The following is a 15,843-nucleotide window of genomic DNA, read 5'->3' on the forward strand; positions in this document are numbered from 1 at the left end:
TGCCGTAAGTAAATGAACAGACAGATATTAATAAAAATATCGGCAGGAAAATACTACTGTCGCACTCAGGAGCAAACGAAAATAAGAGAAGGAAATGATTAAGAAAATGAACAAGCTATGATATCCAACTTCATCGCCGCTTTTAGAGCGAGCAAATGACTATAGCGCCACTCGCGTCAGCCCCATAAACAGCGCGCCGCAGGTCACGATCGATGAGATCAACAAAAAGCAGGCCAAAAATTCAACCAGTCTTCGAAAATAACTTTTGTGAAACCGGCGTTCCAGCATGTTGGCATTGAAGCTATCAACAAAACAGGGAAATGAAGAGGTCAATAGCGCCATTGAAAGAATGAACAAAAAAACCGCGTCGCCGCTAAAGCGGCCAATGGAAATGAGGTGAAGCCCTCCTTTGCCGGAAAAGAGGTTGAAAATCGATAAGATAACGAAAGCGAATCCAAAGATCATCGGCCAGATGAAGTCGCTTTTATAAAACATCTTTTTGACGAATTTGGGTTCAATAAATTCTGGCAGATGGGCGAAGAAAAAAGACGCTGAGCCCCGACCGTCTTCATAAGCTCTTTTTATCGCCGCTCGGACGTCTTCCAGAGACGGCAATGCAAGCCGGTCGGCGTATTCTCGATGGGCCTTTTCCAAAACGGTCATCTCGTCCATTATTTTCCCTGTCCGCTAAAAACCGTCCAAAACCAGCGCTCAATGCGCCCTTGGGCGAAATTGAGTAGAGAAGGAATACCTGCGCTATTAAACGAAAAAAGAAGTGTGGAGTCGGCCGTTAAGCCGGGTTCTGTCGTGGACAGTCATTCATCTAGGCCAGCAATCGCTCACTGGCTCAAGCAGCCTACCCGGGTTCGATACGGGCCGTACCATGTGAACCCCTATTTGGCCTTGCTCCGGGTGGAGTTTACCGTGCCACGGACTGTTGCCAGCCGCGCGGTGCGCTCTTACCGCACCCTTTCACCCTTACCTGATCCCGCTTGCACGGGCCATCGGCGGTTTACTCTCTGTTGCACTTGTCGTGAGCTCGCGCTCCCCAGGCGTTACCTGGCACCCTGCCCTATGGAGCCCGGACTTTCCTCCCCTTCGCCCGTCTCCCCGAAAGGACGACGACGAAGCGGCGACTGTCTTGGCCGACTCCGGCGCGGAGTATACATGGGCAAGGCGCGATATGCCAGCGGAGAAAGGCGCTACGATGCGTTCTTTATTCCTCTTCCTGACACTCCAGCGCATAGCGATACAGCGCGTTTTTCTTCACGCCGTGGATTTCCGCCGCCAGCGCCGCTGCCTTTTTCAACGGCAGCTCCTTTTGCAGCAGCGCCAAAGTGCGCAGGGCCTCCGGCGGTAAAGCGTCATCGTCATCGCTCTTATATCCTTCAACGATGAGCACCATTTCCCCCTTGCGCCGAACCTCATCCTCTTCTATCCATGCAAGAAGTTCCCCCACCGGGGCGCCGTAGATGGTTTCCCAGGTTTTGGTCAGCTCGCGCGCCAAAACGACGTACCGGGCCGCCCCCCAAACCTCGACCATGTCCCGCAGGCTGTCGAGCAGGCGATGCGTGGATTCATAAAAAATCATCGTACGCGGCTCTTGTTCCAGCTCGCGCAGCGTGTCGCACCGCGCTTTGGTTTTCGCCGGCAAAAAGCCCTCATAGCAGAATCTGTCTGACGGCAGCCCGGCGGCGGACAGCGCGGTTATCGCCGCACAGGCGCCCGGTAAAGGGATAACCCGTATTCCCGCCTCGCGGCAGCGCCGCACTAAATGATAACCCGGATCGTTGATTAGCGGCGTTCCTGCGTCAGAAACAAGCGCTATACTGTGTCCATCTTGCAATTTTGCGATTAGAATATCGGCTTTGGCCTGCTCGTTATGATCGTGAAGTGCAAAAAGCTGCGCGTTAATGGCAAAATGCTGCAACAGCAGGCCCGTATGGCGAGTGTCTTCCGCAGCAATAAGGTTTACGTGGTTCAATACGTCCAGCGCCCTCTGCGTGATGTCGCCAAGATTGCCAATGGGCGTAGGAACGACATAAAGTGTCGACGGCAGGATAGCAGTCTGGTTGTGTGTGCTCATTGTTTCATCCGATTGATCGCGTTGACGTTACTATTAATAATCTAAACAAAAACTGGATACAGCATGCGTTTATTGACTTCATTACGTACCAAAGCCGCGTTCGCGCTGCCGATGGTGCTGGCTACAACGCTGTTTTTGGCAGGATGCCAAATCACTTCTCCCACCAATACGTTTCAAGGCGATCTGACGCAGAACGCCGCTTATTACCTTGAGAAAGCAGCGGGCAGCAGCGGCGAGGCGCAGGTAAACTGGCAGCTGATGGCGATTCGCGCGCTTATTGGCGAGAACGATACCAAACAAGCGTCCGCAATGTTACAACAATTGCCAAAAACCTTGACCGACGCTCAGCAGCAGGAACGGTATCTGTTGAGCGCAGAGCTTGCCGCAGCGCAGAAAAAAAGCAAGGAAATGATTCAGGGGCTGAAGAACGTCAACCTGGCCACGCTGTCCGAATCGCAAAAAACGCGCTACTTCCGCCTTGAAACCCAAGTCTACAAGGGCCGTGACACCATGGCTCAGCTGCGCGCCTACATCAACCTTGAGCCTCGCGTTACGGAACAGGAGCGTCAGAGCATCATTGACCAAACCTGGGATACCGCAACGCGCATTACGCCCAAAATGATGGAGTCGCTGGTTATTGACGCCAACGAAGAAACGCTGCGCGGCTGGCTGGATCTCCTGCAGACCTATCAAAACAACAGAAGAAACCTCGACATGCTGCAGTCTTCCATTAAAGACTGGCAGACCCGCTACGCTAGCCACCCGGCTGCGAAAATGCCGCCGACTTCGCTGATGCGTTCACTGGAAATGCAGAAATTCTCCGGTTCGAATATCGCACTGCTGCTGCCGCTAAGCGGCTCGGGCGGAAAGTTTGGCCCGATCGTTCAAGACGGTTTCAACACCGCCAAATCTTTGAGCAAAACCTCCGCGCAGGTGAAGGTATACGATACCGGCAGTAAGCCGCTGGCCGACATTCTGACCCAGGCAGAGCAGGACGGCGCGACGATGATCGTCGGTCCGCTGCTGAAAAAGAACGTTGAAGAAGTCATCGAGTCCGGCACGACGCTGGGCGTACTGGCGCTCAATCAGCCGGAAAACATCGTCGATCGGCCTAACGTTTGCTACTTAACGCTTTCCCCGGAAGATGAAGCTGCCGACGCCGCCCGCCATATTTATGCCGAAGGTAAGAAGTCACCGCTTATCATCATCTCTCGCGGCAACTTTGGCGAACGCGTATCCAAGGCCTTTGCCGAACAGTGGAAAATTCAAACCGGCAACACGGCGCGCGTTCAGTTTTACGGCAGCCTCGGCGACCTGAAGGCGGCTATCAGTCAGGGCGGCGGCATGGCGGCCAACGGTCAACCCATCTCGCTGGCGTCCGGCGCGGCCAGTGCGCCGAGCGCCTCCGTAGATGCGATTTATATCGTCTCCACGGCGGCGGAAATTTCGCTCATCAAGCCGATGCTCGACATCTCCAAGGCGTCCAAGTCCGCAACGCTGTACGCCAGCTCGCGCAGCTATCAGGCAGGCGCAGGCCCAGACTTCCGCTTTGAGATGGAAGGCCTACAGTTTAGCGAAATTCCGCTGCTAGTCGGCCTGTCGCCGGATCTGGCGCAAAAGGGCGGTGAAAAGTACGGCAGCGACTTCTCCCAGTATCGACTCTACGCTTTGGGTGCAGATGCTTGGGAACTTGCGAGCCATTTCGCAGAGATTCGTCAGATGCCCGACTATCAACTGAGTGGCGCAACGGGCATACTTTCCGCTGACGATAACTGCGTGGTGCACCGTAAACTATCATGGATTCAGTACCGAATGGGTCAGCTAACGCCGGTGAAGTCGGCGAAATAACTCACTATGGCGTAGGAACGCGCTTTGAAGGCCTGGCGCGCCGCCATCTGGAGCGCTCAGGCCTTCGCTTTATCGCCGCCAACGTAAAGTACCGCGGCGGCGAGCTTGACCTCATTATGCAAGACGGCGGTACCTGGGTATTTGTTGAAGTACGCTACCGCCGCCACGCACGCTATGGGCATGCGTTGGAATCCATCGACCTGCGCAAGCGCAGGCGCTTGCTGTACGCGGCTTCACGCTGGCTTCACGGGCGTTCGTTATCTATAGAAACGGCGGACTGTCGATTCGATGTTTTAGCCATCACCGGGAATCAGTTACAATGGCTGACCAATGCGTTTGACGCCAACGGCGACGCCTAGTACAAGAACCTCTACGGGCCTTAAAAAGCAAAAAGATACTATGTTGGAAAGAATTAAAGGCTGTTTTACCGAAAGCATCCAAACTCAAATCGCAGCGGCGGAAGCCCTGCCTGACGCCATTTCGCGAGCGGCCATGACGATAGTCCAGTCGCTGCTTAACGGCAACAAAGTACTGACCTGCGGCAATGGCGCTTCGGCGGCTAACGCGCAGATCTTTGCCGCCAACCTGATTAACCGCTTTGAAACCGAGCGCCCCAGCCTGCCGGCTATTGCGCTAAGCGCGGACAGCGTGACGCTGACGGCCATCGGTAACGATGGCGTCAAAGATGAAGGCTACGCCAAGCAGGTGCGCGCGTTAGGGCAAGCCGGCGATATTTTGCTGGCCATCACGAGCCGCGGCAACTGCCGCGACGTCATTAAGGCCGTTGAAGCGGCGGTCACTCGAGACATGACCATCGTTGCGCTGACGGGCTCCGACGGCGGCGAACTGGCCGGGCTTCTCGGTCAGGAAGACGTCGAAATACGGATCCCGTCCCATCGGGCGGCCAGAATACAGGAGATGCACTTGCTTATGGTAAACTGCCTTTGCGATCTCATTGATGACACTTTATTCCCTCACCAGGACGACTGAAGGAGCGCTTTGCATGAAAATCCATAAATTGACCGTACTCGCCGTTTTACTTAGTACCGTAGTGTTAAACGGCTGCGTTGCCGTTGTCGCCGGCGGTGCCGCCGTCGCGACCAAAACGGCGACCGACCCACGCACCATGGGAACGCAGGTAGACGACGTTACGCTGGAGGCTCGCGTCAGCAGCGCCATCGCCAAGGATCAGGAAATCAAGCAGGACGCTCGAGTCACTACCACGGCCTATCAGGGCAACGTGCTGCTTACCGGTCAGTCCCCGCGCCCCGAGCTGTCTGAGCGCGCCAAGAACATCGCTCTGGGCGTTGACGGCGTACAGGAAGTCTACAGCGCCATTCGCGAGGGTAAGCCGGTAGAGCTCGGCACAATTTCAAGCGACAGCTGGATAACCACCAAGGTGCGTTCGCAGCTATTGACCAGCGATAAGGTGAAATCCAGCAACGTTAAGGTCGTCACTGAAAACGGCGAAGTCTTCCTGCTCGGACTGGTGACAGAAGCTCAGGGCCAGGAAGCCGCTAAAATCGCAAGCCAGGTTAGCGGCGTCAAGCAGGTTGTGACCGTATTCCACTACTTGAAATAATCTTGCACAGTTCGCTGAAAGCAAAAAACGCTCGCACTTTTCAATGCGAGCGTTTCTTTTATCTGTCTCAACGCCTTTAACACGCCAGCCAGTCCTTTTAGAGACCGTCGACGACGCGCGTTCCCCCCATCAGGTTCATCTGCCTCAGTATCCAGTTTTGCCGCGCAATAACGTAGGACGACGGCTTATTGGCCTTGAATCGGATAGGGTTTGGCAGCACGGCGGCAAGGCGAGCGGCTTCCGTCGGCGTAAGCCTGCTGGCGGGCTTTTTGAAGTAGCGCTGAGCGGCTTCCTCTACGCCAAATACGCCCTCGCCAAACTCTGCCACGTTGAGATAAACCGTTAGAATACGACGTTTAGTCCAGGCAACCTCCAGGCCAACGGTCAGGCCGGCCTCCAGCCCTTTTCTCACCCAGCTTCTGCCGTTCCATAAAAAGAGGTTTTTCGCCGTTTGCTGGGAAATGGTTGAAGCTCCCCTGACCCGCTGCGGCTTGCGTTCATTATGGCTCATCGCGGATTCGATGGCGTTGAGGTCAAATCCCCAGTGGCTGGGAAACTTTTGATCTTCCGATGCCATGACCGCCAGCGCCATGTGGGGAGAGATCTCATCCATCGATACCCAGGTCTGATGGGCTACATAGGAAAAATTGCCGGTTAGCCAGGCGCCCAGCTGCTTTTCCAACATCACGGCGGAGAAGGGCACCGGCAGAAAGGCGAAAAGCGCAATGCCGGCGCACCACAGTAATAAAACGGCGACAATGCACCGTTTTATCCAAAAGAAGAGGCGCCCCGTCACTCGTGAAAGGGCAAATTTTTTCATTCGCTCAGCACCAGCACCCGAGAAACCAGCTTTTCAATGCCCTGAGCAGCTTCGGCAATGCCTTGAGCCAGCATATAGGCAGGCGTAGTAACGACTTTTTGATCTTCATCGACCACGATATCGTCAACCGGGCAGGTTATGTGCTCCCCACCCATGGCGTCGATAATCTCCGCCGTGTCGATATCGTTACCGATTGTCACGCGTACAGGAACGCCGAGCAGCTTAGGCAGCAGCGCAGGGGCGATACAGATAAAGCCCATCGGCTTGCCGGCCTGATGCATAGCCTTTACCAGGCGAACTAAATCCTGATTGATGACGCATTCCGCCCCTGCGCTTGCAAAATTACTCAGGTTCTTTGCAGCACCGAAGCCACCGGGGACGATCAGGGCGTCAAACAGAGAGGCGTCGGCCTGCGACAGCGGCTGGATCTTTCCTCTGGCGATGCGTGCGGATTCGGTTAAGACGTTGCGGCTTTCAGACGCAGGCTGGCCGGTAAAGTGGTTAACGACGTCAGCCTGTGGCTGATCGGGAGCAAAGCAGGTTACCTGCGCGCCTGCGCGATCCAATGCGAGCAGAGCCAATACGGACTCATGAATTTCCGCGCCGTCCAGAAAGCCACACCCACTGAGTACAACGGCAACACGTTTCATCGGTCACTCCTCTTAAAAAACGTCTTTTCTTGTTTGAGTTTGCGCTCTTTATATACGTTTATTCTACGCCAACAAATAAGGGCGTGTCCCCTAATTGTTCGCGCCGCTTAGGCCGCACGCCGCTAATAACGCGGACCTTTGGCTCGCGCAATATCTATTCAAATGCCTGAACCTTTGATTTCTGCGCCGATTACGGCTGCTTTTTCACCCGCTCATCAACCCAGCTACGCAAGATCTGTACGTCTTCGCGCCACTCAAGCTTCAGCTCGTCAATCCACTCTTCTACGTTGTCCCACCAGGCGGGCAGCGTCGGCGTTTGGATTTGACGGGCGACGGTTTGCAGATGCTTTAATCCGATAGAACCCGAGGCGCCTTTGATTTTATGCGCCTCTTCGGTAATACCCTTTTGATCCCGCGCCGTCATATTGGAATCTAAAACCGCCAGATAGCCCGGCATCACCTGTTCATACATCGCGATGCCGTCAAGAATCAACTTGGGTCCCACCAGCTCGATATACTGCTCCAACATGGTTAAATCGAGTATATCCTCGTTAGACTTCATCGCGTTTTTCTCCTGTAGGTTAGGTAACGCCTTCGCATGAGTATCGCCAATTTTATTAATCACCACCATCAAATCCGGAACGGATAACGGTTTGTTCAGCACGTCGTCCATGCCCGCATTAAGGTATTCACGCTTATCCTTTAATACGTTTGCCGTTAACGCCACCAGCGGCGGGATCTCTTCGGTCCTGTAGGTTTCCCTGACTTGGCGAGCAATATCAAAGCCGGTCATATCCGGCAGTTGGATGTCTAAAAGCACCAGATCGTATACGTAGGGTTTGAATTTTTCCAACGCTTCCGTGCCGGTCATGGCGACGTCGACGTGATGGCCCAGCTTTTCCAGTACGGAACGGGCGACAATGACGTTGAGCTCAATGTCTTCAACCAGCAAAACGTTAAGTTCAGGCGGCGGCGCTTCGGGCTTATGGGGCTGCTCTTCAAGTTGGGAAACCGCGTCCGCCTTAATAAAGACGGTAAACTGCGTGCCCTTGCCCACTTCACTCTTAACAAAGATATCGCCGCCCATGGCCTGAGCCAGCCGCAGAGAAATCGCCAAACCAATCCCCGTGCCGGTGGCGGGTCGCCCACCGTGCTCGCTGGGCACCTGATAGTACATCGCGAAGATTTTGTCGGTTTCTTCCTGCGGTATGCCTATGCCGGTATCCTCGACCTCAAAGCAGAATTGGCTTTCCCCCTCGCGGCGAACGCGAACGGAGATCCCTCCCTCTTTGGTAAACTTGACCGCGTTGCCGATCAGGTTCCACAGAATCTGCCGCAGGCGAGTGCCGTCGGTAATGATAAAGTTTGGCAGCTCTTTACTGTATTCCAGCGTAAAGTTGAGCCCTTTTGGCTCAACCAGCAGGCCGGAGAGGTTTTCCAGATCTGACAGGAAGGCGAAAAGATCGAGCGGCGCTAAGTCCAGCTGCGTCTTCCGCCGTTCGATCTTGTCGAGCTCGATGACGTCGTTAAAAATATAGCCAAGCGTGGTGGCGCTGACGTAAATAGTGCGTAAATACTTCAGCTGCTCATCATTAAGCTCGGTATCCAGCAGAATGCGGCTTAGGCCTACGATGCCGTTAAGCGGCGTTCTAAGCTCGTGGCTGATGGTGGAAATGAAAGTGGTTTTATCGCGGCTCGCTTTCTCTAGCGCGTCCTGATAGCGCTTGCGTTCGGTGATGTCGCGCCCGAATCCCATCAGGCCGTGGCGCTTGCCGTCCAGCGCGTAGAAGGGCACTTTACGCACTTCAAAACAGGCCTTGCGCCCGTCAGGATAGTCGAGCCACTGTTCATAGGTCAGAGACACGTTGTGGCGAAACACTTTGTCGTCGGTTTCGACAACCTTTTCCGCCACCTCTTTGGGGTACAGATCGCTTGCCGTCAGGCCAATAAGCTGCTTTTCGCTACGCCCGGTCAACAGTTCCATAGCCCGGTTACAGCCGGAGAATCGCCCGTTCTCATCGCGGTAATAAACCAAGTCGGGAGACGAATCAAGAAACGAGCGCAGGAACACGGACTGCTGTTCATATTCGGTCTGCGCCTGCTGGCGTTGGACTATCTCAATCTGCAGCTCTTCAATCGCGCTCTCTCTCGCCTCTTCCGCCTTAATACGCTCACGGATTTCCTGATTCAGGCGCTCAATGTTGTCCTGCAGCTTGTGGTTAAGTTCAAGGTCGCGCGTGCGCATCTCTTCCAGCGTTTCGACAAGCTTTGCCAAACGCTGGCGGGAGTCCTCAAGCTGTTCCACCACGATGGAAAGAAAATAGACCGCCCAGGGCGTTACCAGCAGGCCAAAAAAGATCGAACGAACAACGTCTATGCGTTCGATGTTGCCGTTTAGCGCGGCGGTAACGGAGATTTGTACCGTAAAAGCAAGAACGATAAGGATAGAGGCCAACAGCAGAGAAAATCGCACCAGCCCCAGCTTTACCATAGCGTTAACGTAGTACTGGGCCAGTTTTCTCAGTTGCTTCATGGTGACTCCCGACATGACAGTGCGTCGAAGTTACAACAAAATGCGCGATAATTCACGCACATACTCTAAATAATTCGAAATAACTCGCGCGCCGAGAAGAGAAACGCCCGCAGGTAAAAACATAACGAGTATAAACAATAAAATACCGCTGCGGCGAGCGGAGAAACACACATTATAAAGGCGCTTTTAACCATCACAAGGCTGAGCCCTGCCCACCCGCCTGCGCCAGGCGGGCTTCAATGCCGTTCATCGCCAGCCAGCGGTTTTCACACCACAGGGGCGCCAAGAGCGTTGGACGCCGCGCCGTAGCCGAAATGCGATGATAGACCACTTCCACAGGCGTGTGCCTTATCATCTCGCTGGCGATATCAACGTACTCTTCAAGGGTAAGCGCTTGCAAACGCCCTGCGCTCCAAGCCTTCGCCATAATGCTCCCCGTAACGACGTGGAGGGGATGCAGCTTAATGCCGTCGGTTCCTTCCGCAGTCACTTTTTCCAACGTACTCAGGCTTTCCGCCATTCTCTCGCCGGGCAGCCCAACGATAAGGTGAGTGCATACTTTTATTCCCCGCAGCCTCGCCGCTCTGGCCGTCGCGCAATAGCAGGCAAAGTCGTGGCCGCGGTTAATTCGCTTGAGCGTTTTGTCGCTGGCGCTCTGTAAGCCCAGCTCAAGCCAAACTTCGTACCCCTGCCGACAGTAACTCGCCAGCAGATCCAGCACCGGCTCAGATACGCAGTCGGGCCTCGTTCCCACGCAGATGCCGACGATGTCGGTCTGCGCCAGCGCCTGTTGGTACATGTCCCTCAGCAGGCAAAGCTCCGCATAGGTGCTGGTATAGGCCTGAAAATAGGCCAAATAGCGTTTCGCGCGATTGACCTTCTGAGCCTGCGTCGCCAACTGTTCGGCAATGCTTTTATACTGCTGGGCTTCATCAGAGAAAGAGGCGACGTTACAAAACGTGCATCCCCCTCTTCCCAGCGTGCCGTCCCGATTGGGGCAGTTGAAGCCGCCGTGCAGCGTCAGCTTATGTATTTTTTCACCATAGCGTCGCTGCAAATCCGCGCCGAACATGTTGACATACTGGTGAAGTTGCATAGTTAACCTGAGCGCTTTCTCGTTGCCGTTGATGCCAGAGATCGTCTGGCTAAAAGAGCCACAATCTACCGATAATTCTCCCTCCTACGGCGCGACAGAGATCAAACCGTCAGGGATCCGTAATCTGCGCTTTTTTATTATTAGTCAAAGTGAAGCGGCGAATAGAATCATGATTTCTTTTCATACCGTTCCTCAACGACTCAATAACATCTCCACAACAAATTACGCAATTAAATACCAAATAAAAATAGTTTGTAAGGATATCATACCAGATTAAACGACAATATAAGCATATGACTGCGACGTTCCGCGGGCTATATAGTGACTTAGGTCACAGTTTATTTTTCTTCAGATTTAAAACTCGAATCTCAATTGATCAATAAAATAATTGTTTTTCAAATAATTAAATTAAAATAATAAAATCCCCCCCCTTTTTATCAGCCATTTGACCTGAATTCTCTTTGTATATTAAGTTGGAGTCACAAACGTTTCTCTGGGCCTTTGGATGAGGCTCTCCGCCAAACCGGTCCGGCATTCTACGTTCAGTACGCCAGCCGCGCTGGCGCACTATTTCGCTCTGGCTAACGCCAGACTGAGCCTGATATTCAATGATTGAAATCGCGCCAGCGCAGCACGTGGCGGGTTTACTGGTGTCCGCTATTTGGTTAGTAGAGAAATGAAAAACAATAAATTAAAAAACGATACATAACGTTAATTGCACAGCACAAATGCACAATATATGGAGCAACGGGAGAGCAACATCATGCTATACGACGCGTCTAAACAGCGTGACAACTGCGGCTTTGGGCTTATCGCCCACATAGAGGGCGAACCCAGCCACAAGGTTGTCAGAACGGCTATTCACGGCCTGTCACGCATGCAGCACCGGGGTGCTATTCTCTCCGATGGGAAAACCGGCGACGGCTGCGGCCTGCTGCTGCAAAAGCCCGATCGCTTTTTCCGCCTGGTCGCCGAAGAGCAGGGCTGGAGGCTGGCCAAGAATTACGCGGTCGGCATGCTGTTTTTAAGCCAAAATGAAAAAGAGGCGAAGGCCAGCCGCGCGATCGTTGAAGAAGAACTCACGCGCGAAACGCTGTCGGTCGTCGGCTGGCGTACAGTGCCGACCAATCCTGACATGCTGGGTGAAATCGCCCTGTCGTCGCTGCCGCGCATTGAACAAATCTTTGTTAACGCCCCGGCGGGCTGGCGCTCCGTTGACATGGAGCGCCGCCTGTTTATGGCGCGCCGCCGCATTGAACAGCGGGTACAGGACGATACTTTCTACGTTTGCAGCCTGTCGAACGTCGTTATTATTTACAAAGGCTTATGTATGCCCGTCGACCTGCCGAGGTTTTATCTCGACCTGGCGGACCTGCGCCTTGAGTCTTCCATCTGTCTGTTCCACCAGCGTTTTTCTACCAACACCGTGCCGCGATGGCCGCTCGCCCAACCGTTTCGCTATCTGGCGCACAACGGCGAAATCAACACGATTACCGGCAACCGCCAGTGGGCCAGAGCGCGCTCCTACAAGTTCAAGACGCCGCTGATTCCCGACCTGCAGGACGCCGCGCCGTTCGTTAACGAGACCGGCTCCGACTCAAGCTCTCTGGACAACATGCTGGAGCTTCTGCTCAACGGCGGTATGGACCTGGTTCGCGCCATGCGCCTTTTAGTCCCGCCGGCCTGGCAGAACAACCCGGACATGGACGAAGAGCTGCGCGCCTTCTTCGACTTTAACTCCATGCACATGGAACCGTGGGACGGCCCGGCGGGGATCGTCATGTCCGACGGGCGCTACGCGACCTGTAGCCTGGATCGCAACGGCCTGCGCCCGGCACGCTACGTTATCACCAAAGACCGGCTTATCACCTGCGCTTCTGAAGTCGGCATTTGGGACTATCAGCCCGACGAAGTGCTGGAAAAAGGCCGCGTCGGCCCCGGCGAGCTGCTGGTTATCGATACCCGCACCGGCAAAATTCTTCGCAACAACGAAACCGATAACGATCTAAAGGGACGCCACCCCTACCTAAGCTGGATGAGTAAAAACGTCCGCCGCCTGACGGCCTATGAGGCGCTGCCCGATGACCAAATCGGCCAGCGGGAATTCGACGACGCCCGGCTGCTCGCCTACCAGAAGCAGTTTGCCTACAGCAGCGAAGAGCTGGAACAAATCCTTCGCGTTCTGGGAGAAAACGGCCAGGAGGCTACCGGCTCTATGGGCGACGATACGCCCTTCGCCGTGCTTTCCAGCCGCCCGCGCATTATTTACGACTACTTCCGCCAGCAGTTTGCACAGGTCACTAACCCGCCTATCGATCCGCTGCGCGAATCCCACGTGATGTCTTTGGCGACCAATATCGGTCGCGAGATGAACGTATTCTGCGAAGCCGAGGGGCAGGCCCACCGCCTGAGCTTCCCTTCGCCGGTTCTGCTCTACTCTGACTTCGTCCAGCTCACGACGATGAAAGAGGAATACTACCGCGCAGACACCATCGATATCACCTACGATCCGGAAAAGTCGGGTCTGAAGGACGCAATCCTCGCCGTTTGCAAGCAGGCAGAACAAAAGGTTCGCCAGGGTGCCGTGCTGCTGGTGCTGTCTGACCGCAATATCGTTCCCGGTCGCCTGCCGATCCCCGCGCCTATGGCAGTCGGCGCGCTGCAAACTCGGCTGGTCAATGCCAATCTGCGCTGCGATGCCAACATCATCGTTGAAACCGCCAGCGCGCGCGACCCGCACCACTTCGCGGTGCTGCTCGGCATCGGCGCGACAGCCATCTATCCCTATCTGGCCTACGAGTCGCTGGCCGGGATGGTGGAAAGCGGCGTGATAGACAAACCGCAGCGCAAGGTGATGCTCAACTACCGCAACGGCATCAACAAGGGGCTTTATAAAATTATGTCCAAAATGGGCATATCTACTATCGCCTCCTACCGCTGCTCCCAGCTGTTTGAGGCCGTTGGGCTGCATGCAGAACTGACCGAGCTGTGCTTTAACGGATTTACCAGCCGCATTGGCGGCGCTGATTTTGACGACTTCCAGCGCGACCTGCTAAACCTTTCCAAGCGGGCGTGGCTCGCACGCAAGCCGCTGGATCAGGGCGGGCTGCTGAAATTCGTCCACGGCGGGGAATACCACGCCTATAACCCGGACGTCGTTACCTCGCTTCAGGCGGCGGTAAAAAGCGGCAGCTATGAGGACTATCAGGTCTATGCGGGGCTGGTCAACAACCGTCCGGCCACCACGCTGCGCGACCTGCTGACATTGAAACCAACAGATCCGTCGCAGGCCATCGCGCTTGAAAGCGTAGAGCCTGTCGAATCGCTGTTCACCCGCTTTGACAGCGCCGCCATGTCAATAGGCGCGCTAAGCCCGGAGGCCCACGAATCGTTGGCTATCGCCATGAACACGCTGGGCGGCAAGTCCAACTCCGGCGAAGGCGGTGAAGACCCCGTACGCTACGGCACCAATAAGGTGTCCCGCATCAAGCAGGTCGCCTCGGGCCGCTTTGGGGTTACGCCCGCCTATCTGGTTAACGCGGACGTCATTCAGGTAAAAGTCGCTCAGGGCGCCAAGCCCGGCGAAGGCGGCCAGCTGCCCGGCGACAAGGTCACCCCCTATATCGCGAAGCTTCGCTACTCGGTGCCCGGCGTTACGCTGATTTCTCCACCGCCGCATCACGATATTTATTCGATCGAGGATCTGGCTCAGCTGATTTTTGACCTCAAGCAGGTCAACGATCGGGCGCTGATTTCCGTTAAGCTGGTATCCGAACCGGGCGTCGGCACCATCGCTACCGGCGTGGCAAAAGCCTATGCCGACCTTATCACTATCGCTGGCTACGACGGCGGCACCGGCGCCAGCCCGCTGACGTCGGTGAAGTATGCCGGCTCGCCGTGGGAACTTGGGCTGGCCGAAACCCAGCAGGCGCTGGTGGCCAACGGCCTGCGCCACAAAATCCGCCTGCAGGTGGATGGAGGCCTGAAAACCGGGCTGGACATCGTCAAGGCGGCGATCCTCGGCGCGGAGAGCTTCGGCTTTGGCACCGGGCCAATGGTAGCGCTAGGCTGCAAATATCTGCGCATTTGCCACTTAAACAACTGCGCGACCGGCGTCGCTACGCAGGATGAAAAGCTGCGCCGCGAGCACTATCACGGCCTGCCGGAAAGAGTTATGAACTACTTCCGCTTCGTTGCAGAAGAAACGCGTCGGATCATGGCGGAGCTGGGCGTAGCTCAACTGACTGACCTTATCGGACGGACCGACCTGCTCATCGAGCTGGAAGGCTTTTCCGCCAAGCAGCAGAAGCTTGATCTTTCTTCGCTGCTGGCGTGCGCTCAGCCGCATCCGGGCAAAGCGCTTTACTGTACCGAAAACAACCCTCCCTTCGATAAGGGAATGCTGAACCAAACGCTGCTGTCGCAGGCATCGCCCTTCGTTCAGGCCAAACAGAGCAAGTCGTTCTATTTCGACATTCGCAACACTGACCGCTCCGTCGGCGCGGCGCTGTCCGGCGCAATCGCGCGCCAGCATGGCGATCAGGGGCTAGCGGGTTCTCCGATCAAGGTCAATTTCAACGGCACTGCGGGCCAAAGCTTCGGCGTGTGGAACGCCGGCGGCGTTGAGCTTTCGCTCACCGGGGACGCCAACGACTACGTCGGCAAAGGCATGGCGGGCGGCGTCATTGTCATTCGCCCGCCGGTCGGCTCTGCGTTTAAGAGCCACGAAGCGTCGATTATCGGCAACACCTGCCTATACGGCGCCACCGGCGGCAAGCTGTTCGCCGCCGGGCGCGCAGGCGAACGATTCGCCGTACGCAACTCCGGCGCGCTTACGGTGGTTGAAGGCATCGGCGACAACGGCTGTGAATACATGACCGGCGGCATCGTCTGTATTCTTGGACGTACCGGTATCAACTTCGGCGCGGGCATGACAGGAGGGTTTGCCTACGTGCTTGATGAAGACAGGGAGTTTCGCAAGCGGGTCAACGCCGAGCTGGTTGACGTACTGGCGGTGGACGAACTGCCGATCCACGAAGAGCACCTGCGCGGCCTGATCACCGAACACGTCCAGCACACCGGCTCCGCCCGTGCCGAAGAGATCCTGGCCAACTGGTCGCAGTGGTCCACCCTGTTCGTTTTAATCAAGCCCAAGTCCAGCGACGTCAAGGCGCTGCTTGGCCACCGCAGCCGCTCCAGCGCAGAGCTGCGGATCCTGGCGCAGTAAG

The 15,843-nt window shown here is 55.5% G+C and carries 11 protein-coding genes and 1 other RNA gene; 5 read left to right on the forward strand and 7 right to left on the reverse strand.

The window, feature by feature from the left end:
• Positions 1 to 159 precede the first annotated feature (159 nt).
• The 3 genes from V8L73_RS15095 to rsmI all read right to left on the reverse strand — a co-directional run bounded on the left by V8L73_RS15095 (position 160) and on the right by rsmI (position 2,086).
• Complete coding sequence (locus V8L73_RS15095) at positions 160 to 672, reverse strand: hypothetical protein (protein ID WP_347253367.1); 513 nt, start codon at positions 670 to 672, stop codon at positions 160 to 162.
• 103 nt (positions 673 to 775) lie between these two features.
• Positions 776 to 1,153: RNase P RNA component class A (rnpB, locus tag V8L73_RS15100), an RNA gene on the reverse strand.
• A 63-nt stretch (positions 1,154 to 1,216) separates the two neighbouring features.
• A complete protein-coding gene (rsmI, locus tag V8L73_RS15105; RefSeq protein WP_027274913.1) occupies positions 1,217 to 2,086 on the reverse strand; it encodes a 16S rRNA (cytidine(1402)-2'-O)-methyltransferase in 870 nt (289 codons plus the stop codon).
• Between the two features lie 63 nt (positions 2,087 to 2,149).
• Here rsmI and V8L73_RS15110 point away from each other — a divergent pair, with 63 nt between their 5' ends.
• From V8L73_RS15110 to dolP, 4 genes are read left to right on the forward strand one after another with little or no spacing between them, the layout of a single operon-like run.
• Positions 2,150 to 3,934 (forward strand): penicillin-binding protein activator, encoded by a 1,785-nt coding sequence (locus V8L73_RS15110; protein WP_347253368.1) that lies wholly within the window; start codon positions 2,150 to 2,152, stop codon positions 3,932 to 3,934.
• Complete coding sequence (locus V8L73_RS15115) at positions 3,883 to 4,293, forward strand: YraN family protein (protein WP_027274911.1); 411 nt, start codon at positions 3,883 to 3,885, stop codon at positions 4,291 to 4,293. Before V8L73_RS15110 ends, V8L73_RS15115 begins: the two co-directional genes overlap by 52 nt.
• Before the next feature lie 40 nt (positions 4,294 to 4,333).
• The gene (gene diaA / locus V8L73_RS15120; RefSeq protein ID WP_261832043.1) at positions 4,334 to 4,924 is read left to right on the forward strand and encodes a DnaA initiator-associating protein DiaA; all 591 of its coding nucleotides are present in this window, start codon (positions 4,334 to 4,336) and stop codon (positions 4,922 to 4,924) included.
• Between the two features lie 13 nt (positions 4,925 to 4,937).
• Positions 4,938 to 5,516: a division/outer membrane stress-associated lipid-binding lipoprotein gene (gene dolP, locus V8L73_RS15125; RefSeq protein WP_027274909.1), complete on the forward strand. Its 579-nt coding sequence runs from the start codon at positions 4,938 to 4,940 to the stop codon at positions 5,514 to 5,516.
• 97 nt (positions 5,517 to 5,613) lie between these two features.
• On the opposite strand, the gene mtgA is transcribed toward dolP, so the two are convergent.
• From mtgA to V8L73_RS15145, 4 genes are all read right to left on the reverse strand, one after another.
• A complete protein-coding gene (gene mtgA, locus V8L73_RS15130; RefSeq protein WP_036023984.1) occupies positions 5,614 to 6,336 on the reverse strand; it encodes a monofunctional biosynthetic peptidoglycan transglycosylase in 723 nt (240 codons plus the stop codon).
• Entirely contained in the window at positions 6,333 to 6,986 is a 654-nt protein-coding gene (gene elbB / locus V8L73_RS15135; protein WP_347253369.1) for an isoprenoid biosynthesis glyoxalase ElbB, read from the reverse strand. The genes mtgA and elbB overlap by 4 nt, the downstream gene beginning before the upstream one ends.
• 190 nt (positions 6,987 to 7,176) lie before the next feature.
• Positions 7,177 to 9,519 (reverse strand): aerobic respiration two-component sensor histidine kinase ArcB, encoded by a 2,343-nt coding sequence (gene arcB / locus V8L73_RS15140; protein WP_347253370.1) that lies wholly within the window; start codon positions 9,517 to 9,519, stop codon positions 7,177 to 7,179.
• Between the two features lie 193 nt (positions 9,520 to 9,712).
• A complete protein-coding gene (locus V8L73_RS15145) occupies positions 9,713 to 10,615 on the reverse strand; it encodes a TIGR01212 family radical SAM protein (protein ID WP_027274905.1) in 903 nt (300 codons plus the stop codon).
• Positions 10,616 to 11,378: 763 nt separating this feature from the next.
• Between V8L73_RS15145 and gltB the strand changes: the two genes are divergently transcribed.
• A complete protein-coding gene (gene gltB / locus V8L73_RS15150) occupies positions 11,379 to 15,842 on the forward strand; it encodes a glutamate synthase large subunit (protein WP_347253371.1) in 4,464 nt (1,487 codons plus the stop codon).
• Position 15,843: the final 1 nt, after the last annotated feature.

This window comes from Leminorella grimontii (assembly GCF_039789245.1).
GTDB classification, from domain to species: domain Bacteria; phylum Pseudomonadota; class Gammaproteobacteria; order Enterobacterales; family Enterobacteriaceae; genus Leminorella; species Leminorella grimontii.

Coding starts and splice junctions, on each gene's coding strand:
- V8L73_RS15110 (WP_347253368.1), top strand. CDS start 2,150: ATGCGTTTATTGACTTCATTACGTACCAAAGCCGCGTTCGCGCTGCCG.
- diaA (WP_261832043.1), top strand. CDS start 4,334: ATGTTGGAAAGAATTAAAGGCTGTTTTACCGAAAGCATCCAAACTCAA.
- V8L73_RS15145 (WP_027274905.1), bottom strand. CDS start 10,615: ATGCAACTTCACCAGTATGTCAACATGTTCGGCGCGGATTTGCAGCGA.
- arcB (WP_347253370.1), bottom strand. CDS start 9,519: ATGAAGCAACTGAGAAAACTGGCCCAGTACTACGTTAACGCTATGGTA.
- gltB (WP_347253371.1), top strand. CDS start 11,379: ATGCTATACGACGCGTCTAAACAGCGTGACAACTGCGGCTTTGGGCTT.
- mtgA (WP_036023984.1), bottom strand. CDS start 6,336: ATGAAAAAATTTGCCCTTTCACGAGTGACGGGGCGCCTCTTCTTTTGG.
- dolP (WP_027274909.1), top strand. CDS start 4,938: ATGAAAATCCATAAATTGACCGTACTCGCCGTTTTACTTAGTACCGTA.
- rsmI (WP_027274913.1), bottom strand. CDS start 2,086: ATGAGCACACACAACCAGACTGCTATCCTGCCGTCGACACTTTATGTC.
- V8L73_RS15115 (WP_027274911.1), top strand. CDS start 3,883: ATGGATTCAGTACCGAATGGGTCAGCTAACGCCGGTGAAGTCGGCGAA.
- V8L73_RS15095 (WP_347253367.1), bottom strand. CDS start 672: ATGGACGAGATGACCGTTTTGGAAAAGGCCCATCGAGAATACGCCGAC.
- elbB (WP_347253369.1), bottom strand. CDS start 6,986: ATGAAACGTGTTGCCGTTGTACTCAGTGGGTGTGGCTTTCTGGACGGC.